Here is a 19,768-nt window from a genome sequence, read left to right as displayed (position 1 = left end):
CTGTCGTCGTCATCCGGTCAACGTCCGGTCGGCGGTAAAGATTCCCGTTCCGAGTCCCGTTCCGGGTCATGCGTCGCCGTCGTAGCCGCCCTTGTTGTACCCACCAGCGCCCGGTTTGTCACATCTGATAACAGATCTAACCCAGCGTTTCGGCATCTTTGACGCGCAGTAACGGTACGCCTGGCAGGCCAAACGCGTACACTACAGCCCTTTCGCTCCGAGTGCTAAATCCTGTGTGCTAGATCCTGTCAGGAACCGGATTCCCCGCCTCGTCGATCGCACGCCGCACCGGAACCCGGGCGAGCAGGGCGAATCCCACGACGAAGAACGCCACCAGCGAGACGATCGCGTCCCGGTAGCTCCCCGTCAGCTGGTAGGTCACGCCGAACAGCAGCGGCCCCAGCCAGCTCATCCCGCGGTCGCTCATCTCGTACGCCGAGAAGTATTCGGCCTCCTTGCCCGGCGGGACGAGATGGGAGAACAGCGACCTGGACAGTGCCTGGCTGCCGCCGAGGACCAGGCCGATCCCGGCGGCCAGGGCGAAGAACCACACCGGTGCCCCGGCCGGCAGGAAGTACCCGGCCGCCAGCGTCGCCGTCCAGGCGACCAGCGACCCGAGGATCGTGCGCTTGGCCCCGTACGTCCGGGCCAGCCGCCCCATGGCCAGCGCGCCCGCCACCGCCAGCACCTGCACCAGCAGGACGGCGCCGATGAGGGTGGACTGGCCCAGGCCCAGCTCCTCGGAGCCGTAGACCGAGGCCTGGGAGATCACCGTCTGGATGCCGTCGTTGTAGACGAGGTACGCGAGCAGGAAGGCCAGCGTCAGCGGATGGCGGCGCATGTCGCGGACGGTCGCCGCCAGCTGCCGGAAGCCCGGCAGGGCCGCCTCCCGGCCGGCGGTCCGGCGGTCCTGAAGCCGCCGCAGCGGGACGACGGCGAACGCGCCCCACCACAGGCCGGCCGACGCGAGGCAGATGCGCACCGCCGCGCTCTCGGACAGGCCGAAGCGGTCGTGCCCGGTGTAGAGGACCAGGTTCGCCACGAGGACCAGCGCACCCGCCGCGTAGCCGAAGGCCCAGCCGCGCGAGGAGACCGCGTCCCGCTGCTCGGGCGGCGCGATCTGCGGCAGATACGAGTTGTAGAGCATCATCGCCACGGACTGCGCCGCGTTGGCGACGACCAGCAGGGCCCCGCCCAGCAGATAGCGGTCGCCGTCCAGGAAGAACATGGCCGCCGTGGCCGTGGCGCCGGTGTAGGCGGCGGCCGCGAGGAGGGGCTTCTTGCGGCCGGTGCGGTCGGCGGCGGCGCCCACCAGGGGCATCACCAGCACGGCCACGATCACCGACAGGGACACCGAGTAGGCGAAGAAGGAGCCGGCGCGCACCGGGATGCCCAGGGGGTGGACGTACCCGTCCGGGTCCGCGGCCGACTTGGCGACCGAGGTCAGATAGGGGCCCAGGAACACGGTGAGCACGCTCGTCGAGTAGACGGAGCAGGCCCAGTCGTAGAAGTACCAGCCGCGCTGTTCGCGTCTCAGCTCCGCGGACCCGTCGGCCGGTGGTGTCCGCACGGTGTCGTTGCCCACCCGTGCCCTCGCTTCCCCGTGAACGCGCGGAGGCGACGTGCCCGGGGGCTGGGAGGCTTCGGGTGGATCTCCGTGGCGTCGCGGAGATCCGTCGAAAGCCCCCTAGATCCAGACCCCGCGGTCCTCCATGACCTTGCGCAGTGTGTCGATGTGATCGGTCATGATGCCATCCGCGCCCAGGTCGAGGAGCCGGTGCATGGTCTCGGCGTCGTTGACCGTCCACACGTGCACCTGGAGTCCGCGCGCGTGGGCGGCGTGCAGGAAGCGCCGGTCCACCACCTGGATGCCGGACTGGATCTCCGGGACCTGCGCGGCCACCGCGGAGCGGCGCACCGCCGCCGGCAGCCCCCATGAGCGCAGCCGCAGGTTGAGCACGCCCCGCGTGCCGTACGACGTGGCCAGGCGCGGGCCCGCCAGCCGCTGGGCGCGCACCACCCGCGCCTCGGAGAACGACCCGAGGCAGATCCGGTCCCAGGAGTCCGTCCGCCCGACCAGGTCCAGGAAGGGAAGCAGGGCCGCCTCCGCCTTGACGTCCACGTTCCAGCGCGCGTCGGGGAAGGTCTCCAGGAGTTCCTCGAAGAGGGGGAGCGGCTCCGCCCCGGCCACGCGCGCCTGCCGTACCTCATGCCACGGCAGGTCGGCGATCCGGCCCGCGCCGTCCGTCACCCGGTCCAGCGTCGCGTCGTGGAATGCGACGAGCCTGCCGTCCCGGGTGGTGTGGACGTCGGTCTCGATGTACCGGTAACCCGCCTCGACGGCCCGCCGGAACTGCCGGGTCGTGTTCTCCAGGCCGTCCGCGGCCCCGCCCCGGTGGGCGAAGGCGATCGGGCCGGGATGGTCGAGGTAGGGATGGCGTATCCGGGGGGTCACAGACGCAGTATCGCCCCTCGGGGTTGACCGGCGGCAACGGTCCTGCTGCCGCCGGATGCCGCGGGGACGGCGAACAGGCGCAGGAAGAACTGGGCGAGCGGGCCGATCGCCAGGGCGTACAGCAGGGTGCCGATCCCGACGGTGCCGCCGAGGGCGAAGCCCGTCGCCACGACCGTGAACTCGATGCCCGTGCGCACCAGGCGGATCGAGACGCCCGTGAGCTGGTTCAGCCCCGTCATGATGCCGTCGCGCGGGCCCGGTCCGAAGCGGGCCGCGATGTACAGGCCGGTCGCCGCCCCGTTCAGGACGATCCCCGACAGCATCAGCGTGACGCGCGGAACCAGGCCGTGCGCGTCGGGTACCAGGGCCAGCGTCGCGTCCATCGCCATGCCGATGACCAGCACGTTGGAGACCGTGCCCAGGCCCGGCCGCTGCCGCAGCGGGATCCAGGCGAGCAGCACCACGGCGCCCACCAGGGTCAGGACGACGCCGATCGACAGACCCGTCAGCTCGGCGAGACCCTGGTGGAGCACGTTCCACGGCTCCAGACCGAGCCCCGACCGGACCAGCAGTGCCGAGCTCGCGCCGTACAGCGCGAGACCGGCGTAGAGCTGGACGAGTCGCCGGGCGAGACCCTCCCGCGTGGACATGATGGCGCCCCCCTGTGGTGGTAGTGGACTGATGCATGACACCCTGTGGCTTGGATGGAGAGGCCATCCATGGCCAATCCGGGGAAGGTGGACTGATTTCGATGGCGGAATGGACCTCGGCCGTGGGTGCGGCACAGCTCGCACGGCTCCTCAGCTCCCAGCAGGACCGCCCGGCGGGCCCCGGCACGCGCCGTCCGCCGGCCTACCGCGCGCTCGCCGACGGCATCCGCCTGCTGGTGCTCGAGGGGCGCGTCCCGGTGGCGGCCCGGCTGCCCGCCGAGCGCGAACTCGCCCTCTCCCTGTCCGTCAGCCGTACGACCGTCGCCGCCGCGTACGAAACGCTGCGCAGCGAGGGTTTCCTGGAGTCCCGGCGCGGGGCGGGGAGCTGGACCGCGGTCCCGGCCGGTAACCCGCTGCCCGCTCGCGGTCTCGAGCCCCTGCCGCCGGAGGCCCTCGGCTCCCTGATCGACCTCGGCTGCGCGGCACTCCCCGCCCCCGAGCCCTGGCTCACCCGGGCCGTCCAGGGCGCTCTGGAGGAACTGCCGCCCTACGCGCACACGCACGGCGACTATCCCGCCGGGCTGCCCGCGCTGCGGGCGATGATCGCCGAGCGCTACACCGCCCGCGGGATCCCGACCATGCCCGAGCAGATCATGGTGACGACCGGAGCGATGGGCGCCATCGACGCCATCTGCCACCTGTTCGCCGGGCGCGGGGAGCGCATCGCCGTCGAGTCGCCCTCGTACGCCAACATCCTCCAGTTGATGCGGGAGGCCGGGGCGCGGCTGGTGCCCGTCGCCATGGCCGAGGGGCTCTCGGGGTGGGACATGGACCGCTGGCGGCAGGTCCTGCGGGACGCCGCTCCGCGCATCGCCTACGTCGTCGCCGACTTCCACAACCCGACCGGGGCGCTCGCGGACGAGGACCAGCGCCGGCGGCTGGTGGACGCGGCGCGGTCCGCGGGCACGGTGCTGATCGCCGACGAGACGATGAGCGAGCTGTGGCTCGACCCCGAGGTGCGGATGCCGCGGCCGGTGTGCGCGTTCGACCCGGCCGGATCGACGGTGATCACGGTGGGGTCGGCGAGCAAGGCCTTCTGGGCCGGGATGCGGATCGGGTGGGTGCGGGCCGCTCCGGACGTCATCCGCAGCCTGGTCGCCGCCCGCGCGTATGCCGATCTCGGCACGCCGGTGCTGGAGCAGTTGGCGGTGCACTGGCTGTTCGGGACCGGGGGCTGGGAACAGGCCGTGGAGGTACGCCGGGAGCAGGCGCGGGCGAACCGGGACGAGCTGGTGGCCGCGGTGCGGCGGGAACTGCCCACGTGGGAATTCGAGGTGCCCCGGGGCGGGCTGACGCTGTGGGTGCGGACCGGGGGTCTGTCCGGGTCGCGGCTGGCCGAGGCCGGGGAGCGCGTGGGGGTGCGAGTGCCGTCCGGGCCGCGGTTCGGGGTCGACGGGGCGTTCGAGGGGTACGTACGGCTGCCGTTCACCGTGGGCGGGGCGGTGGCCGAGGAGGCTGCCGTACGGCTGGCCGCGGCGGCGGGACTCGTGGAGAGCGGCGCGGTGGGGAGCGCGGAGGCGCCGCGTACGTTCGTGGCGTAGGGCGCGGGTCCGTGGCGGTGCGGCCGAGGGCTGTGTGCCCCCGGCGGCACGGAGGCCGCTGCTACGTCTCCTTGGTCAGGGCGGGCACCTGATCCGACCCGGGTTCCTCGGCCGGGGCGGCCACTTGGTCCGGCACAGGTTCCTTTGGCGGGGCGGCCACTTGGTCCGGCACGGGCTCGTTGGGCGGGGCGGCGACGGGTTCCGGCAGGGGGTCCCTGGGCGGGGCGGCCACCGGTTCCGGCAGGGGTTCCTTGGGCAGGGCGGCCACGGCTACCTGGTCCGGCACAGGCTCTTTGGTCAGGACCTGCACCGGCGTAGGCAGCGGTTCCTCGGTCCGGGCCTGCTCCGCCCCGGTCGTCCGCGGCTCCGCCGGCATCGGCTCCGGTTCCGCTTCCGTCGGTGCCGGGTCCGCCTCGCCCCCCGGCCAGTCCTGCTCCTGCTCCTGCTCCGGGATCGTCTCCCCGTCCGCCGGGTCCGTGCGTGGCGGGAGGAGGGCCAGGACCGCCTCGCAGAGGGCGTCGGGAGTGGCGTCGTCGTAGGGGTTCGGCGTGGCCGGGACCTGGAGGCGGTGGACCGGGCCCGTGCCCAGACGGGCGTAGCCGCGGCCCGGCGGGAGCTCGTCGATCAAGGTGGTGGGCGGGGGCGTGCCCAGGACCGATGCGAGCTGGTCGGCCGTGGCCGGGCCGAGGACCACGCGGGCGCGGGTGTGCTGGCGCACCGGATCGCTGAGGGCGTCCACGTTGTCCAGCTGGTCGGCCACGACCACCGTCACGTTCGCGGGGCGGCCGTGCCGAAGGGGGACCTGGAGAAGGGACTGCGGATCCTTGCGGCCGTCCGCGGCGGCCAGGTGGGTGAAGGCCGTCGGGCGGTCGAGGAGGATCCACAGCGGGCGCTTGGTGTCGGCGGGCGGCGGGTCGCCCGCCTGGTGGGCGTGGTTGGCGGCGATCAGGCGGCGCTCGGTCTCGGTCGCGGCCCACTCCAGACTGGCCGTGACCCCGGCCAGCCCGGCCTCGACCGCCAGGACGCCGTCCCGGCCGGTCAGGCAGGCGTACTCGCCGGTGCCGCCGCCGTCGACGATCACCACATCGCCGTGTTGCAGGGCCTGCAGGGCGATGGACCGCAGCAGGGTGGAGGTGCCGCTGCCCGGCTGGCCGAGCGCGAGCAGGTGCGGCTCGGTGGAGCGCAGGCCCGTGCGCCAGACGACCGGCGGCACGTCCCGCCGCTGCTCCCCGTGGGTGACGGGGAGCGTGCGCTGGACCCGGGTGGGGTCGGTGAAGCCCAGGACCGTCTCGCCGGGGGTGGTGACGAAACGCTGGGCGGCGATGTCGACGGGGAGCGGCAGGAGCACACCGACCGTCAACTGGTTGCCCTCCTCGTCCCACGTGAAGTGGTATTCGCGGCCCCGGCCCGACTTGGCCGCGAGGAGGTGCTCGATCCGGGCGCGGGACTCGGCCTCGCCGTCGGTGAAGTACGCCGGGTAGCGCACCACCAGCTGCGCGATCCGGCCGCCGCCGTCGAAGGCGTAGGTGGGGAAGGCCTTGTCCCACGCGCCGCCGTGGGAGTACAGCGGCTCGGGGTCCTCGGCGGCGGAGAAGTACGGCACGAGCGCCTCGTACAGCGACTTCAGCCGCTGGGTCTGCGACTCGTCGGGCCCGTCCGGCGCCGCCGCGGAGCGCTCGCGTCCCTTCCAGGCCGCCGCCGCCATCAGGGTGATGGCGGCGAGCAGCGGTCCGTACGGCACCAGCGCCACGACCAGGACGACGGAGGCCGCCAGGAACAGCAGCGCCCCCCGTCGCTCCTTGGGGGTCTCGGTCCACTTGCGGCGCCCGGCCGCTGCCAGCCGGTGCAGACCCCGCGTGATCGTGATCAGCGGGTGGAGGACGTCGGTGGCGCTGTCGGCGGCCGTCCGGGCCAGCTCCCGGCTCCGGGCGAGCTGCGCGCTGCCGTTGCTCAGAATGCGGGGGAGGGGGCGCCGGGCCACTACTGCCTCCAGTGAGTGCGTACGGGCGGGATGCGTACGGGCAACGGGGGCGTCAGAACTTGATCCCGCCGAGCAGGCTCGCCAGGCTCTCGCCGCCCGCCTTGATGCTCGGGGCGAGGGCCGTACTGGCCAGGTAGAAGCCGAACAGCATGGCGACCACGGCATGCGACGCCTTCAGCCCGTCCTTGCGGAAGAAGATGAAGACGACGATGCCGAGCAGGACCACACCTGAGATGGAGAGGATCATTTGGGTTCTCCTGGTTCACGGGGACAGTCACCATGAGTACTTCCAGGCTCACAGGATGTATCCATACGATAAAAGGTGCAACTGGGTGAAATTCGTACTATTTCCCCCGAGCGGCGGAGTGGCCCCGGGTCCGGCCGAGCCGGCGTGCTGCGCTTGTCCGGGTCTGTGCTGATCTTTACCTCGGGCACATCGGGTCATGTGCCGCGCGAGCCAGTACCCTGGCGATTCACTCGTACGGCTGCGCCCCACGCAGGCGTACGCACCGGAAGGCGATGCGTAGTGGAGAGGCGGTCCGCCCGATGACCGAAGTCCCCGACCCCGAGGTCGTGGAGCTGGCGACCAAGATCTTCGATCTGGCCCGGCGGGGACAGACCGAGCCGCTCGTGGCGTATGTCGACGCGGGCGTTCCGGCCAACCTCACCAACGACCGCGGCGACTCGCTCGTGATGCTCGCCGCCTACCACGGCCACTCCGACGCGGTGCGTGCGCTGCTGGAGCGCGGCGCCGAGGCCGACCGTGTGAACGACCGAGGCCAGACCCCGCTCGCCGGGGCCGTCTTCAAGGGCGAGCCGGACGTGATCAAGGCCCTCCTGGAGGGCGGCGCCGACCCGTCCGCGGGCACGCCCTCGGCGCTCGACACCGCCCGGATGTTCGGCCGCACGGAACTGCTCGAACTGTTCGGCGAGCACTGAGCCGACCGGTCTGACCTGGAACGACAACGAAAACGGGGGAGGCGGTAAAGGGCCGCCGAAATTTCGGTCGCGGCAGACGGAAGTGCCGAGTCATCATGACGACGTGGTTCACGGACGTGATGGTTGGGCAGGTTTTGCCGCACCGCGCGGGCCGTGACGCGGTCCGCAAGGGCCACCGACGAGAGGCAGAGGAAGATGGTCTACAGCAAGCAGGAAACGGCGGGCGCTCCGACGTGTTGTCACGCGGCCAGGTAGTACACGTCCCCGGTTGCGTCGACGCTTGATGTGAGGCTGTTTCCCATGTTCGATCCGGTCATAGCGCCCAGCGGTACGCTGCTCGGCCTGCTCCAGCGGGGCCGCGGCGACGGCACACTGCACGCGCTCACCGCCCCGCGCCCCGAGGCGCTGGCGGCGTTGAACCACTGTGTGCTGCGCGATCCCCGCCACGACTGGCAGGTGGAGAACCGCTCCCTCTACTACGCCCGCCTCTACCTCGACCTGAACGGCGAGCTGGACGAGGTCGAGGCCCATCTCTTCTGCGCCGAGGACGTGCTCGACGGCGACGAGTCCCGCACCGGGCTCGCCCTCGCCGTCCTCGGGCACCTCGCCTCCTACGGCAGGCGGGACGCGCTCGAGCTGTTGCGCAGGTACGCCGCCCACGGCTCCAACTGGGCCTGGGCCCTCGACGAACTCGCCCTCAGGGACGACGACGCGGGACTGCGCGCCCTGGCCGCTCCCGTCCTCGCCCGGTTCCCGGCCGACCCGGAGGGCGATGCCGAGCTGGCCGCCACCGTCCGGGACGCCTTCGAGCCCCGTCCGTGGCGGCTGTGGGCGGAGGATCCGCGCGAATCCGTCGCCGCACGCGTGCGGGCCGCTCACGAGACGGGCTGCTTCGACCGCTGGCAGCGGCAGATGCGGCCCTCCGGCCCCCGCCCGGGCTGGAGCGTGCAAGCCGTCTTCGCGTGGGCACAGCAGGGCATCGAGCGCGGAGCCGCCCTCCATGTGCCGGCCGCCCGCTGCCTCAGCGCCGTGGCGGGGCCCGAGGACCGGGCCGAGATCGTCCAGGCGGCGAAGGACGGCACCGACGGAGCACGGTGCACGGCTCTGCGGTACCTCGCCGACGGCAACGATCCCGAGGCCCTCGACCTGATCGAGGGCGCCGTGGCCACTGGCTCGACCCTCGTCGTGGACGCGGCCGTCGACGCCTTCGAGCGGATGCGCTCCCTGGCAGCCGTGGACCGGGCGCGCGGCTGGGCCCGGCGCCCGGATCCGCTGGGCGCCGCCGCCGGACGCGTGCTCGCCTGCCGGGGCGGGGTCCAGGACCGAGACCTGGTCCTCGCGGCGCTACGGGAGGCCGTACGGGGCGAAGGTCCTGACGCGCCGACCCTGTGGACCCTCGTGGACGGCACCGGCCGGCTGGGGATCGTCTGCGCCGCACCCGTGCTGCGCCACATCTACCGCGAGACCGCCTCCTCCCATCTGCGCGGCCGGGCCGCCCGGGCCCTCGCCGCCACCGACCCCTCCTTCGCCACCGGCTTCGCCGTCGAGTGCCTGTGGGACTGCGAGGAGACCACCCGGGAGATCGCCGCCCGGCACGCCGAGACCGGAGACATCCGCGTCGTCGAGCGACTGCGCCGGCTCGCCTCCGACCCGGCCGAGGAGGCCGAGGTACAGACGGCCGTACGCAGCCGGATAGGTCCCGAGGAGACCGCTGTGTGACCCCCCTCCCGCAAGGAGGCCGGGGCGGAATCGCGCCTCCAGGGTGAACTGGGGGTGACCCGCGGGTCAGGAGGGCATGGACACCCCCTGACCTGCACGGGTGCGCATCGGACGCTCATGGGACGTTCCTCGTCCGGAAAGATCCACGTTGACGCGGCCACGTCCGGCACGGCGACAACACCGGTATGCGCGTCGTCATCGTGACCGAATCCTTTCCCCCCGACGTGAACGGCGTGGCCCACTGCGCGCTCCAGACCGCCCGGCATCTCGTCGCGCGCGGCCACGCCCCCGTCGTCGTCGCCCCGGCCCCCGCACCCGGGCACAAGCCCGACACCGGTGCGCCGTGCCCCGTCGTCCACGTCCCGTCCCTCCCGCTCCCCGGCTACCCCCAGGTCCGCGTCGCCCTCCCCAGCCGCCGCCTGGCCGCCACCCTCGTCGAGCACCGTGCCGACGTGGTCCACCTCGCCAGCCCCTTCGTCCTCGGCGTGCGCGGCATGGCCGCCGCCGCCCGCCTCGGCCTCCCCGCCGTCGCCGTCTACCAGACCGACCTGGCCGGCTACGCCCGCACCTACATGGGCGCCGGAGAGGCCGCCGCGTGGCGCCGCATCCGCTCCGTCCACGGCGCCGCCGACCTCACCCTCGCCCCGTCCAGCGCGGCCCTGCGCGACCTGGAGACCCATGGAGTGCCCCGGGTCGAGCTGTGGCCGCGGGGCGTGGACACCGAACGTTTCCGGCCGGACCGGCGCGACGAGGCACTGCGCCGCGAACTCGCCCCGAACGGCGAGCTGATCGTCGGCTACGTCGGCCGGCTCGCCCCCGAGAAGCAGGTCGAACTCCTCGCCGGTGTCCGCGGTCTGGAGGGCGTCCGGGTCGTGATCGTCGGCGACGGCCCCAGCCGGCCCGGCCTGGAACAGGCCCTGCCCGGCGCCGTCTTCCTCGGTCGGCGCACCGGTGACGACCTCGCCCGGATCTTCGCCTCCTTCGACGTCTTCGCGCACACGGGCCCCTTCGAGACCTTCTGCCAGACGGTCCAGGAGGCCATGGCCAGCGGCCTGCCGGTGGTGGCGCCCGCCGCGGGCGGACCGCTGATCTGGTCGCCCACGGGCACACCGGGCTGCTCGTACCGCCGCGCGACGCGACCGCCGTCCGGGACGCGATACGGTCCCTGGCCGCCGATCCCGGACTGCGGGCGGCCTTCGGCGCCGCCGGACGGGCCACCGTCGAGGGCCGCACCTGGGCGGCCGTCGGCGACCGGCTCATCGGGCACTACACGAAGGTGCTCGCGGGTCGCCGGACGGCGGTGGCGGCATGAGAGGCTCCCGCCCCGGCAGCGGCCGCCAGGCGCTCCGGATCGTCCGGCTCGCCAACTTCGTCGCCCCCTCGTCCGGCGGCCTGCGCACCGCGCTGCGCGAACTCGGCAAGGGCTTCAAGGCCGCCGGACACGAACCCGTCCTCGTCGTCCCCGGCGAGCGCAGGAGCGACCACGAGACCGAGCAGGGGAGGGTGATCACCCTCCCCGGGCCGCTGCTGCCCGGCACCGGCGGTTACCGCGTCCTCGCCGACAAGCGGCGGGTGGCCCGGCTCCTGGAGGAGCTCGCGCCGGACCGGCTGGAGGTGTCCGACCGCACGACCCTGAGGTGGACCGGCAGGTGGGCGCGGCGCGCCCGGGTCCCGTCCGTGATGGTCTCCCACGAGACGGCCGACGGAGTGCTGCGCACCTGGGGCGTGCCCGAGGGAGCCGCCCGGCGCGCCGCCGACGCCCTCAACGTCCGTACGGCCCACACCTACTCGCGCGTGGTGTGCACCACCGAGTTCGCCGAGCGGGAGTTCGTGCGGATCGGGGCCCGCAACGTCGTCCGGGCCCCGCTCGGCGTCGACCTGGCGCAGCGGCACCCGGCGCTGTACGACCCGCAGTTGCGCGCCCGGCACGCGCGGGGGGACGAGACGCTGCTCGTGATGTGCTCGCGGCTGTCCGTGGAGAAGCGGCCCGGCACGGCGCTGGACGCCCTGGAGACGCTGTGGCGGCGGGGGCGGCGGGCCGTGCTGGTGGTGGCCGGGGACGGTCCGCTGCGCTTGCGGCTCGAACAGCGGGCGCGCGCGAGCGGTCTGCCGGTCACCTTCCTCGGGCACGTCTGCGACCGCGGACTGCTCGGCGCGCTCCAGGCGTCCGCCGACGTGGCCCTCGCGCCGGGGCCCGCCGAGACGTTCGGGCTCGCCGCGCTGGAGGCCATGGCCTGCGGCACACCCGTCGTGGCGAGTGCGTCGTCCGCGCTGTCGGAGGTGATCGGCTCCGCCGGGGCCGTCGCCGCGGACCACGGGGAGGCCTTCGCGGACGCTGTGGACCGTTTGCTGGAGCACCTGGAGGCGGACCGGCGCGAGGCGGCACGGGCGCGTGCGGAGTGCTTCGGCTGGGACGCGGCGGTCGACGCGTTCCTCACCGCGCACGACGCGGCCGTCCCGGTGCGTCCGGCCCGGCCGTTGCCCGGGAGTGTGGCATGAGACCCCGTCGGTGGGAGGGGTCTTCGCGGCACGAGGGGGCCTCGCGGGGCGAGGCGCCGCTGCGGTTCGTGGCCCTCGGGGACTCGCTCACCGAGGGCGTGGGGGATCCCGTCGGCGCCGGGGCGTGGCGCGGCTGGGCCGCGCTGCTCGCGGACGGGCTCGCCGACGAGCCGGTCGCCTTCACCAACCTCGCGGTGAGCGGCTCGCAGACCAGGGACGTGCTGGAGCGGCAGCTGCCCGCCGCGCTGGAGGTGCGGCCCGACCTCGTGTCCGTCGTCGTGGGCGTCAACGACACCCTGCGCTGCACCTTCGACATACGCGCCGTGGCCGCCCGGCTCGACCGGGTGTACGCGGCCTGCACCGGGCAGGGGGCGGTCCTGCTCACCGCCTGCCTGCCCGACCCGGGCACGATGCTCGGTCTGCCGGGCGCCCTCGCGCACCCGCTGGCCCGGCGGCAACGGGCCGTGAACACGGTGGTGCACGCCCTGTCCGAGCGGTACGAGGCTCTGCACCTGCACGCGTGCGAGGGCGACTGGACCACCGACCGTGCCATGTGGAGCGCGGACCGGCTGCACCCCGCCGAACGCGGGCACCGGCAACTCGCCCTGCGCTTCCACGCGCTGCTCGCCGAGCGCGGCCTCGCCACGGGGCCCGCGCCCGCGCCCGAGCCCGAGTTCCCCGTCCCGACGACCTCGGCGAGCCTGTGGTGGCTGGCCACGGCCGGCACCGGCTGGGTGGCGCGCCGCTGCACCGATCTGCTGCCCCAGCTCCTGACCCTGGCCGCCGACGAACTCCGGCACCGCGCCCGGGGCACGAGCGCCCGGCTCGACCTGAGGGCCTCGGCCGCGGTGTCCGCCGCGCTGGCGGCCCTGTCGGTGCCGGGCCAGGCGGACGCGGCCTAAGTGTATCGATCACGAGGGTTGTGGACACCGGCCGGGCTCGGGGCCCGCCGTCCGGCCAGGTGCGGACGCGCGGCCCAGCGGCGGCGGACGGCCACGAAACGGAGCGGTGTGCCGGGGACCGCCTGGGCGGCGGCCGGGAGGTCGGCGGCGCGGACCACGGCGATCACCGGGTAGCCCCCGGTGGTCGGATGGTCGGCGAGGAACACCACCGGCCTGCCGTCCGGCGGGACCTGCACGGCGCCCAGCACCATGCCCTCGCTGGGCAGTTCACCCGGCCGGGCCCGGTCCAGGGCGGGGCCCTCCGTGCGCAGCCCGATGCGGTTGCTCGCGGAGGACACCGAGAACGCCCGGGAGACGAAGGTGCGTACGGCCCCCGGGGTGAACCAGCCGTCCCGCGGGCCGAGTGTCACCCGGAGGACCAGCTCGGCCGGTGGCGCCGGCTGCGGGACGACGTCCACGCGCGCGTGCCCGCCCGTCGGCCGGCCCAGGGGCAGCACCGTGCCGTCCGTGAGCGGGGGCGGGCCGAGCCCCGACAGCAGGTCCGTGGACCGGCTGCCGAGCACCGGCTCCACCGCGACGCCGCCTGCGAGCCCCACGTAGGCGCGCACGCCCGACACCGCGGGACCGACGTCCAGCAGCGCCCCCGCGGGCACCCGAACCGGCGCACCCCAGGCGGCGGGCCGTCCGTCCACCGTGACCCGGCAGGGCGCGCCCGCGACCGCCACGGTGACGGGGGAACGGGGCCTGAGGGAGCAGCCGTCGAGGGTCGTCTCCAGCACGGCCGCCCCGGGTGGGTTGCCGACGAGCCGGTTGACGAGGTCCGCGGCGGGCCGGTCCAGCGCCCCGGAGCGGGGCACGCCGAGATGGGCATGGCCGGGGCGGCCCGCGTCCTGCACGGTCGTGAGGGCCCCGGCCCGGACGACGGCGAGCGCGCGGTCCGTCATGACCCCGCCTCGGGGACGAACCGCACGCGCGTGCCCGGCGACAGCAACGCGGCGGGTACGCGCGCGTCGTCCCACAGCACCACGTCCGTCGTGCCGATCAGCTGCCAGCCGCCCGGCGACGAGCGCGGGTACACGCCGGTGTACGTGCCCGCCAGGGCGACCGACCCCGCGGGGACGGCCGTGCGGGGCGTCGCCCGGCGCGGGACGTCGTAGCGGGAGGGGAGTCCGGTGAGGTAGCCGAAGCCGGGGGCGAAGCCGCAGAAGGCGACCCGGAACTCGGTGGCGCCGTGGATGCGGGCGACCTCCAGTTCCGGCACGCCCCAGTGGCCGGCGACGTCGGCCAGGTCCGGGCCGTCGTAGCGCACCGGGATCTCCACGACCTCCCCCGCGCGCGGGGGAGCGGGCGGCAGGTGGGCGGCGGTCAGTTCGGCGGCCAGCCGGGCGGGGGCGTCGAGGCCGTCGAGGAGGACCGTGCGGGCCGCCGGCACGATCTCGCGGGCCGTGAGCGATCCTTCCGCGCGGCGCCGCAGCAGCTCCGCGTGCAGGGCCTGGGCCTCGTCGTCCGAGGAGACCTCGACGAGCAAGGCGTCCTCGCCGACGGGCAGCACGTTCATGCGAAGGCCTCCACCCGGACCCCCGAGGCCTCCAGCCGCTCGCGCACCCGGCGCGCCAGCTCCACCGCGCCCGGGGTGTCGCCGTGCAGGCACAGCGAACGCGCGCGGACCTCGACGCGCGTCCCCGAGCGGGAGACGACCTCGCCGGAACGGGCCAGGCGCAGGGAGCGGTCCACGACGGCGTCCGGGTCGGTGACGACGGCGCCCTCCAGGGTGCGCGGCACCAGGATGCCCTCGTCGGTGTACGCCCGGTCCGCGAACGCCTCGGTGACGACCGGCAGCCCGGCCTTCCCGGCCAGCTCCAGCAGGCGCGAGCCGGGCAGTCCGAGCACGGGCAGCGCGGTGTCCGCGAGGAGCACGCCGTCGACGACCGCGGCGGCCTGCTCCTCGTCGCGCACGACCCGGTTGTAGAGCGCGCCGTGCGGTTTGACGTAGGCGACGCGGGCGCCCGCCGCGCGCGCGAAGACCTCCAACGCGCCGATCTGGTAGGCGACTTCCGCCGCCAGCTCGGCGGGCGGCACGTCCATGGCGCGCCGCCCGAACCCGGCCAGGTCCCGGTAGGAGACCTGGGCGCCGATCCGGACCCCGCGCTCGGCCGCCAGCTCGCACACCCGGCGCATGGTGGCGGCGTCCCCGGCGTGGAAGCCGCACGCCACGTTGGCGCTGGTGACGACGGACAGCAGTCGTTCGTCGTCGGTGAGCCGCCAGCGGCCGAAGCCCTCGCCGAGGTCGGCGTTCAGGTCGATCGAGGTCATGTGCGGTGTCTCCTGTCAGGCCACGCGGTACTGCTCGTCGCGGGCGTCGGTGAGGAACATCTGCCCCGGGGCGTGCGTGAGGGCGAAGGGCGGACGCGACGCCGTCACGGCCGCCTGCGGGGTCACCCCGCAGGCCCAGAAGACCGGGATGTCGTCCGGCTCGGTGTCCACCGGGTCCCCGAAGTCGGGGCGGCCGAGCTCGTCGATGCCGAGGCCCGCGGGGTCACCGCAGTGCACGGGGCTGCCGTGCACCGCCGGCAGCAGACTGCTCTCCCGGATCGCCGCCGCCAGATGCCGGGGCGGCACCGGCCGCATGGACACCACCAGCGGCCCGTGCAGCCGCCCCGCCGGCCGGCACTGGCGGCTCGTCACGTACATCGGGACGTTGCGGCCCTGTTCGACGTGGCGGATCGGCACGCCCGCCTCGCCGAGTGCCCATTCGAAGGTGAAGCTGCACCCGATGAGGAACGACACCAGGTCGTCCCGCCAGTACGCGCGCACGTCCGTCGGCTCGTCCACCAGCTCGCCGTCCCGCCACACCCGGTAGCGTGGCAGGTCGGTGCGCAGGTCCGCGCCGCCGGCCAGCACGGTGCTCCAGGAGCCCGCGTCCGTGACGTCCAGGACCGGGCAGGGCTTGGGATTGCGCTGGCAGAACAGCAGCATGTCGTAGGCCCAGTCGGCGGGGACCGAGATCAGGTTGGCCTGCGTGTGGCCCGCCGCGACCCCGGCCGTGGGGCCCGTCAGGCCGTCCCGGAAGCGGGCCCGGGCGGTTGCGGGGCTCCACGCGTGTGCCTGCTCGTCGACCAGGACGACGGGACGGTCCTCGGTCCCGGTGCTCGTGGGGTTCACGCGAGCTCCTTCCCGCGCGTCTCCGGCAGCCCGAGCAGTGCCAGCGCCGCGATGCCGTAGCCGATCGCTCCGAAGACGAGCGCGCCGCCGACGCCCCAACTGTCGGCCAGGAACCCGACCGTCGTCGGGAACACGGCACCGACCGCGCGACCGGTGTTGTACGTGAAGCCCTGCCCCGTCCCGCGCACCGCCGTCGGGTACAGCTCGCTCAGGTAGGACCCGAAGCCGCTGAAGATCGCCGACATGCAGAACCCGAGCGGGAATCCGAGCACCAGGAGAAGGGTGTTGGCCCCGCTCGGGATGTTCGCGTAGGCCAGGATGCACAGCGCCGACAGCAGGGCGAAGAGCCAGATGTTGCGCCGCCGGCCCAGCTTGTCGGTGAGGTAGCCGCCGGTCAGGTAGCCGATGAAGGCGCCCGAGATGAGGAACGTCAGATAGCCGCCGGTGCCGACGACCGACAGGTCGCGCTCGGACTTCAGATACGTCGGCACCCAGGTGGCCAGCGTGTAGTAGCCGCCCTGGACACCGGTCGAGAGCAGTCCCGCGAAGAGGGTGATCCGCAGCAGGCCGGGCTTGAAGATCGCCGTGAACGAGCCCTTGTCGGAACTCTGTTCACGCGCCGCGGCTGCCTCGGGGGCGTCGTGCACACTGCGCCGCAGCCAGATGACGAGCAGTGCGGGCAGCGCCCCGGTCCAGAACATGATGCGCCAGGCCAGGTCGTCGCCGGCGACGGAGAAGACCAGGGTGTAGACGATCACCGCCAGGCCCCATCCGACGGCCCAGGAGCTCTGGATCGCGCCCAGCGTGCGCCCCCGGTTCTTCGCACTCGCGTACTCGGCGACCAGGATCGCGCCGACCGCCCACTCGCCGCCGAAGCCGAGGCCCTGGAGCGCGCGGAAGACCAGCAGCGTTTCGTAGTTGGGCGCGAAACCGCAGGCGACGGTGAACACCGCGTAGGTGATCACCGTGACCATCAGGGCCCGCACCCGGCCGACGCGGTCCGCGAGGACGCCCGCGAGGGCGCCGCCGACCGCGGAGACCACCAGTGTGACCGTGGTGAACAGACCGGTCTGACCGCTGTTCAGACCGAAGTAGGCGGACAGCGCGACCATGCTGAGCGGCAGCGTGAAGTAGTCGTACGAGTCCAGGGCATAGCCGCCGAAGGCACCGGCGAAGGCGCGGCGGCCGCGCGGGCCGAGGGCGCGCAGCCAGCCGAACGCCCCGTCGTCCTGGGTGCGTTCGATGGTCGCGGGGTGTGTGTCGTCGGTCAGGGCCTCACGGGGAGGGGTCGTGCTCATGGGCACCTCGCAAAGGGAGGACGGAGGGTGCTTCGGAGTGAGCCGTGCCGTACGGAGGCGGTCGGGACCGTGGTGGGAAACGGCCCGCCGCCGCGACGCTGTGCGTAGCACCGTAGAGGATTGTTCAACGATCCCTCAATACCCATGTTGGTTTGTTCTTGTGATCTGCGCTTGAATTCCGGCATGGCAGAGCAGCTGAAGGACCTCGCCGACGACCGGGCCCTCCTCGGGCGCACCAGCACCGCGGAACGGGTCTCGGACATCCTCAGGAGCCGGATCGCCGAGGGCTACTTCCCGCCCGGCACCCGCCTGTCGGAGGACAGCATCGGCGGCGCGCTCGGCGTCTCGCGCAACACGCTGCGCGAGGCGTTCCGCCTGCTCACGCACGAGCGCCTGCTCGTCCACGAACTGAACCGGGGCGTCTTCGTCCGGGTCCTGACCGTGGAGGACGTCGAGGACATCTACCGCACCCGGCGGCTCGTCGAGTGCGCCGTCGTCCGGGGCCTCGGCGAGCCCCCGTACGGCCTGGAGGGGCTCGCCGGGGCGGTCGCGCAGGGGCGGGCGGCGGCCCGGGAAGGTGACTGGAAAGCGGTGGGTACCGCGAACATCCACTTCCACCGGGAGCTGGTCGCCCTCGCCGCGAGCGAGCGCACCGCCGAGCTGATGCGCAGCGTCTTCGCCGAACTGCGGCTGGCCTTCCACGTGGTGGACGAACCAGAGCGACTGCACGAACCGTACATCGCACGAAATGTCGCAATTCTGGAGGCGCTTCAGGGTGGCGACCGCGAGAAGGCCGAGCGCCTGCTCGCCGGATACCTCGACGACTCCCTGGAGCGCGTGGTCGAGGTGTACCGGCGGCGGGTCGGCGAGGACGGCTGAGGGCCCCGGCCCGAGGGGCGCACCGCGTCGTTTGGGCGGTTGTCAGACCCAGGACCTAGTCTGTGCACCGTGACTTCGCCTGCATCGACGGACAGCGTTCCGCCCCAGCTCAGCGCGGGGCCGCGCCCCGCGCCGGGGCCGGCCGCCGACGAGGGCCTGGCGCGGCGCCTGCGCGCGCTCGCCTGCACCGCGCCGCTGCACGACCTGGACGCGCGCAAGGCCAACCTGGCCGGCGAGTACTCGGTGTACGGCATGGCGGAGGTGGCCCTCTCGGCCATCGACCTGGTCACCCTGAACATGGACTTCGACACGGGCGCGGACCACGACCAGATCGTCGCCCGCCTCATCCCGCGCATCGCCGCCCAGGCGCCGCAGCGCCCCGCCGCCGAGCACGAACGCGTCGCCCGCTGGGTCCTGGAGAACCTGATCAACGTCGGCAGCGTCGACCGCGGCTTCCGCGCGGTCTACGGCACGTTCGCCGCGGACGGCACCTATGTGCGCCGTGACTACGACTTCAAGCTGCTCGAGGAGGTCCCCGGCCCCGGCGGCACGGTCTACCTCCGCACCACGGACGAGGCGGTCAACGTCCTCGTCGGCGCCCTCGACACGGACGTCACCAGCGCGCAGATCGCCGCCGAGGTCAAGCTGGAGGTGCTGATCAGCCGCGGCCGGCTCGCCGACGCCCAGCTCGCCGCCGAACAGGCCCGCTACCGCACCGTGCAGTACTCGGAAACCCTGCGCCGCGCCCTGGACGCGACCCGGCGCAACGTGCGCGCGGTGGACTGGCTCTCCGCCGTGCCCGACATGATCGCCGAGGCCCTGGAGCACGTGGCCGACCGCTACCGCCACGAGAACGCGATCCTCACCAACATCCGCAAGGCGCGCGACGAGTCCGAGGACCCCGAGCACAAGCGCCGCACCGCCGAGCTCGTCGACATCGTCAAGGACTGCATCCGCCGGCACACCCAGCTGCAGTCCCGGCTGCTGGAAGCCGGACCGCTGTTCCGCGCCGAGCAGGACCGTCAGGCCTTCGCCACCCCGATGACGACCTCGGGGACAGACCTCTACGGGCACCTCCTCTCGCCCGTCCTGCCGCTGCCGCTGGAGCAGGCCGTCCGCGTCACCGACGCCTTCTTCGGCCGCGGCACCGGGCTGCGCACACCGGTGTCCGTCCGGGTCGGCGACCTGGTCGACATACTGCTGACACCGCCGGTGGAGCGCGAGCACCTGGGCGCGGAGATGCCCGAGCCCGACCTGATCGCCACGCCGGACGACAGCCGGTTCAGCGAGGAGCAGCTGGCGGCCGCGCAGGAGCTGCTCGACCTGCCGGCGGACGCGCCGCGCCGCTTGTCGGGGCTGCTGGCGCAGGCCCGGCGGCAGGACCCGGAGCTGCCGTACCTGGTGGCTCTGCTGGCGGTGCACGCCGCCAGCCCGCCGGTGGGCACGGCCTACCGGCAGGGCGAGCAGAAGCTGCTGTTCGCCGTGGACGACGGGACCGAGCTCGACGACCCGGAGTTCGGCGGGGCCGACCTCATCGTCGGGACGGCACTGCTGGACGCGGCGGGGATGGCGGCGGACAGGACGGAGGCCGCGTGATGCCTCCCCCGGTGGCCGGCCGCGGCGCCGTCGTGGCCGGTCGCACAGTTCCCCGCGCCCCTGAGGGCGTGGCCCGCCCTCTCATCT

Annotated in this window: 16 protein-coding genes and 2 pseudogenes; 8 read left to right on the top strand and 10 right to left on the bottom strand. The window is 73.7% G+C overall.

What is annotated here, in order from left to right; translation table 11 throughout:
• Positions 1–238: 238 nt before the first annotated feature.
• From ACFZDI_RS31900 to ACFZDI_RS31890, 3 genes are all read right to left on the bottom strand, one after another.
• Entirely contained in the window at positions 239–1,585 is a 1,347-nt protein-coding gene (locus ACFZDI_RS31900) for an MFS transporter (protein WP_391255353.1), read from the bottom strand.
• Positions 1,586–1,687: 102 nt separating this feature from the next.
• Positions 1,688–2,455 carry a glycerophosphodiester phosphodiesterase gene (locus tag ACFZDI_RS31895; protein ID WP_234845136.1) on the bottom strand — a complete coding sequence of 256 codons (768 nt, stop codon included), beginning with the start codon at positions 2,453–2,455 and terminating at the stop codon, positions 1,688–1,690.
• The gene (locus ACFZDI_RS31890; RefSeq protein WP_234845137.1) at positions 2,452–3,105 is read right to left on the bottom strand and encodes a YitT family protein; all 654 of its coding nucleotides are present in this window, start codon (positions 3,103–3,105) and stop codon (positions 2,452–2,454) included. The genes ACFZDI_RS31895 and ACFZDI_RS31890 overlap by 4 nt, the downstream gene beginning before the upstream one ends.
• Positions 3,106–3,206: 101 nt before the next feature.
• Here ACFZDI_RS31890 and ACFZDI_RS31885 point away from each other — a divergent pair, with 101 nt between their 5' ends.
• Positions 3,207–4,706, top strand: coding sequence for a PLP-dependent aminotransferase family protein (locus ACFZDI_RS31885; RefSeq protein WP_234845138.1), 1,500 nt, complete (start codon positions 3,207–3,209; stop codon positions 4,704–4,706).
• Positions 4,707–4,767: 61 nt separating this feature from the next.
• Here ACFZDI_RS31885 and ACFZDI_RS31880 read toward each other — a convergent pair whose 3' ends face one another.
• Together ACFZDI_RS31880 and ACFZDI_RS31875 are read right to left on the bottom strand one after the other, a co-directional pair.
• Complete coding sequence (locus ACFZDI_RS31880; RefSeq protein WP_391255347.1) at positions 4,768–6,687, bottom strand: hypothetical protein; 1,920 nt, start codon at positions 6,685–6,687, stop codon at positions 4,768–4,770.
• Between the two features lie 52 nt (positions 6,688–6,739).
• A complete protein-coding gene (locus ACFZDI_RS31875) occupies positions 6,740–6,934 on the bottom strand; it encodes a hypothetical protein (RefSeq protein ID WP_234845140.1) in 195 nt (64 codons plus the stop codon).
• 299 nt (positions 6,935–7,233) lie between these two features.
• Between ACFZDI_RS31875 and ACFZDI_RS31870 the strand changes: the two genes are divergently transcribed.
• The 5 genes and pseudogenes from ACFZDI_RS31870 to ACFZDI_RS31850 all read left to right on the top strand — a co-directional run bounded on the left by ACFZDI_RS31870 (position 7,234) and on the right by ACFZDI_RS31850 (position 12,746).
• Positions 7,234–7,626, top strand: coding sequence for an ankyrin repeat domain-containing protein (locus ACFZDI_RS31870; RefSeq protein WP_234845141.1), 393 nt, complete (start codon positions 7,234–7,236; stop codon positions 7,624–7,626).
• A gap of 300 nt (positions 7,627–7,926) precedes the next feature.
• Positions 7,927–9,345, top strand: coding sequence for a HEAT repeat domain-containing protein (locus tag ACFZDI_RS31865; protein WP_391255342.1), 1,419 nt, complete (start codon positions 7,927–7,929; stop codon positions 9,343–9,345).
• Between the two features lie 185 nt (positions 9,346–9,530).
• Positions 9,531–10,657: pseudogene (locus tag ACFZDI_RS31860) on the top strand (glycosyltransferase family 4 protein).
• The gene (locus ACFZDI_RS31855) at positions 10,654–11,844 is read left to right on the top strand and encodes a glycosyltransferase (RefSeq protein ID WP_391255338.1); all 1,191 of its coding nucleotides are present in this window, start codon (positions 10,654–10,656) and stop codon (positions 11,842–11,844) included. Before ACFZDI_RS31860 ends, ACFZDI_RS31855 begins: the two are co-directional and overlap by 4 nt.
• On the top strand, positions 11,841–12,746 hold the full coding sequence (locus ACFZDI_RS31850; RefSeq protein ID WP_391255335.1) for a GDSL-type esterase/lipase family protein: 906 nt from the start codon (positions 11,841–11,843) through the stop codon (positions 12,744–12,746). The genes ACFZDI_RS31855 and ACFZDI_RS31850 overlap by 4 nt, the downstream gene beginning before the upstream one ends.
• Positions 12,747–12,823: 77 nt before the next feature.
• Here ACFZDI_RS31850 and ACFZDI_RS31845 read toward each other — a convergent pair.
• The 5 genes and pseudogenes from ACFZDI_RS31845 to ACFZDI_RS31825 form a co-directional block, all read right to left on the bottom strand.
• Positions 12,824–13,690: pseudogene (locus tag ACFZDI_RS31845) on the bottom strand (biotin-dependent carboxyltransferase family protein); the annotation flags it as partial.
• Entirely contained in the window at positions 13,687–14,304 is a 618-nt protein-coding gene (locus tag ACFZDI_RS31840) for a carboxyltransferase domain-containing protein (RefSeq protein WP_391255333.1), read from the bottom strand. The gene ACFZDI_RS31840 and the pseudogene ACFZDI_RS31845, both read right to left, overlap by 4 nt.
• Positions 14,301–15,059, bottom strand: coding sequence for a 5-oxoprolinase subunit PxpA (locus ACFZDI_RS31835; protein ID WP_391255330.1), 759 nt, complete (start codon positions 15,057–15,059; stop codon positions 14,301–14,303). Before ACFZDI_RS31835 ends, ACFZDI_RS31840 begins: the two co-directional genes overlap by 4 nt.
• 15 nt (positions 15,060–15,074) lie before the next feature.
• A complete protein-coding gene (locus ACFZDI_RS31830) occupies positions 15,075–15,908 on the bottom strand; it encodes a putative hydro-lyase (RefSeq protein ID WP_234848067.1) in 834 nt (277 codons plus the stop codon).
• Positions 15,905–17,206 carry an MFS transporter gene (locus tag ACFZDI_RS31825; RefSeq protein WP_391255326.1) on the bottom strand — a complete coding sequence of 434 codons (1,302 nt, stop codon included), beginning with the start codon at positions 17,204–17,206 and terminating at the stop codon, positions 15,905–15,907. The genes ACFZDI_RS31830 and ACFZDI_RS31825 overlap by 4 nt, the downstream gene beginning before the upstream one ends.
• A 183-nt stretch (positions 17,207–17,389) precedes the next feature.
• On the opposite strand from ACFZDI_RS31825, the gene ACFZDI_RS31820 reads away from it, so the two are divergent.
• Positions 17,390–18,085 (top strand): GntR family transcriptional regulator, encoded by a 696-nt coding sequence (locus ACFZDI_RS31820; protein WP_234848069.1) that lies wholly within the window; start codon positions 17,390–17,392, stop codon positions 18,083–18,085.
• Positions 18,086–18,154: 69 nt separating this feature from the next.
• The gene (locus ACFZDI_RS31815) at positions 18,155–19,681 is read left to right on the top strand and encodes a hypothetical protein (RefSeq protein WP_234848070.1); all 1,527 of its coding nucleotides are present in this window, start codon (positions 18,155–18,157) and stop codon (positions 19,679–19,681) included.
• Positions 19,682–19,768: the final 87 nt, after the last annotated feature.

The organism is Streptomyces sp. NPDC007907 (genome assembly GCF_042959365.1).
Classification (GTDB): Bacteria; Actinomycetota; Actinomycetes; order Streptomycetales; family Streptomycetaceae; genus Streptomyces; species Streptomyces indiaensis.
The sequence above is the reverse complement of the archived record's forward strand: the minus strand, read 5'-3'. Positions and strand labels throughout refer to the sequence as shown.

Coding starts and splice junctions, on each gene's coding strand:
- ACFZDI_RS31890 (WP_234845137.1), bottom strand. CDS start 3,105: ATGTCCACGCGGGAGGGTCTCGCCCGGCGACTCGTCCAGCTCTACGCC.
- ACFZDI_RS31885 (WP_234845138.1), top strand. CDS start 3,207: ATGGCGGAATGGACCTCGGCCGTGGGTGCGGCACAGCTCGCACGGCTC.
- ACFZDI_RS31875 (WP_234845140.1), bottom strand. CDS start 6,934: ATGATCCTCTCCATCTCAGGTGTGGTCCTGCTCGGCATCGTCGTCTTC.
- ACFZDI_RS31870 (WP_234845141.1), top strand. CDS start 7,234: ATGACCGAAGTCCCCGACCCCGAGGTCGTGGAGCTGGCGACCAAGATC.
- ACFZDI_RS31865 (WP_391255342.1), top strand. CDS start 7,927: ATGTTCGATCCGGTCATAGCGCCCAGCGGTACGCTGCTCGGCCTGCTC.
- ACFZDI_RS31855 (WP_391255338.1), top strand. CDS start 10,654: ATGAGAGGCTCCCGCCCCGGCAGCGGCCGCCAGGCGCTCCGGATCGTC.
- ACFZDI_RS31850 (WP_391255335.1), top strand. CDS start 11,841: ATGAGACCCCGTCGGTGGGAGGGGTCTTCGCGGCACGAGGGGGCCTCG.
- ACFZDI_RS31840 (WP_391255333.1), bottom strand. CDS start 14,304: ATGAACGTGCTGCCCGTCGGCGAGGACGCCTTGCTCGTCGAGGTCTCC.
- ACFZDI_RS31835 (WP_391255330.1), bottom strand. CDS start 15,059: ATGACCTCGATCGACCTGAACGCCGACCTCGGCGAGGGCTTCGGCCGC.
- ACFZDI_RS31825 (WP_391255326.1), bottom strand. CDS start 17,206: ATGAGCACGACCCCTCCCCGTGAGGCCCTGACCGACGACACACACCCC.
- ACFZDI_RS31820 (WP_234848069.1), top strand. CDS start 17,390: ATGGCAGAGCAGCTGAAGGACCTCGCCGACGACCGGGCCCTCCTCGGG.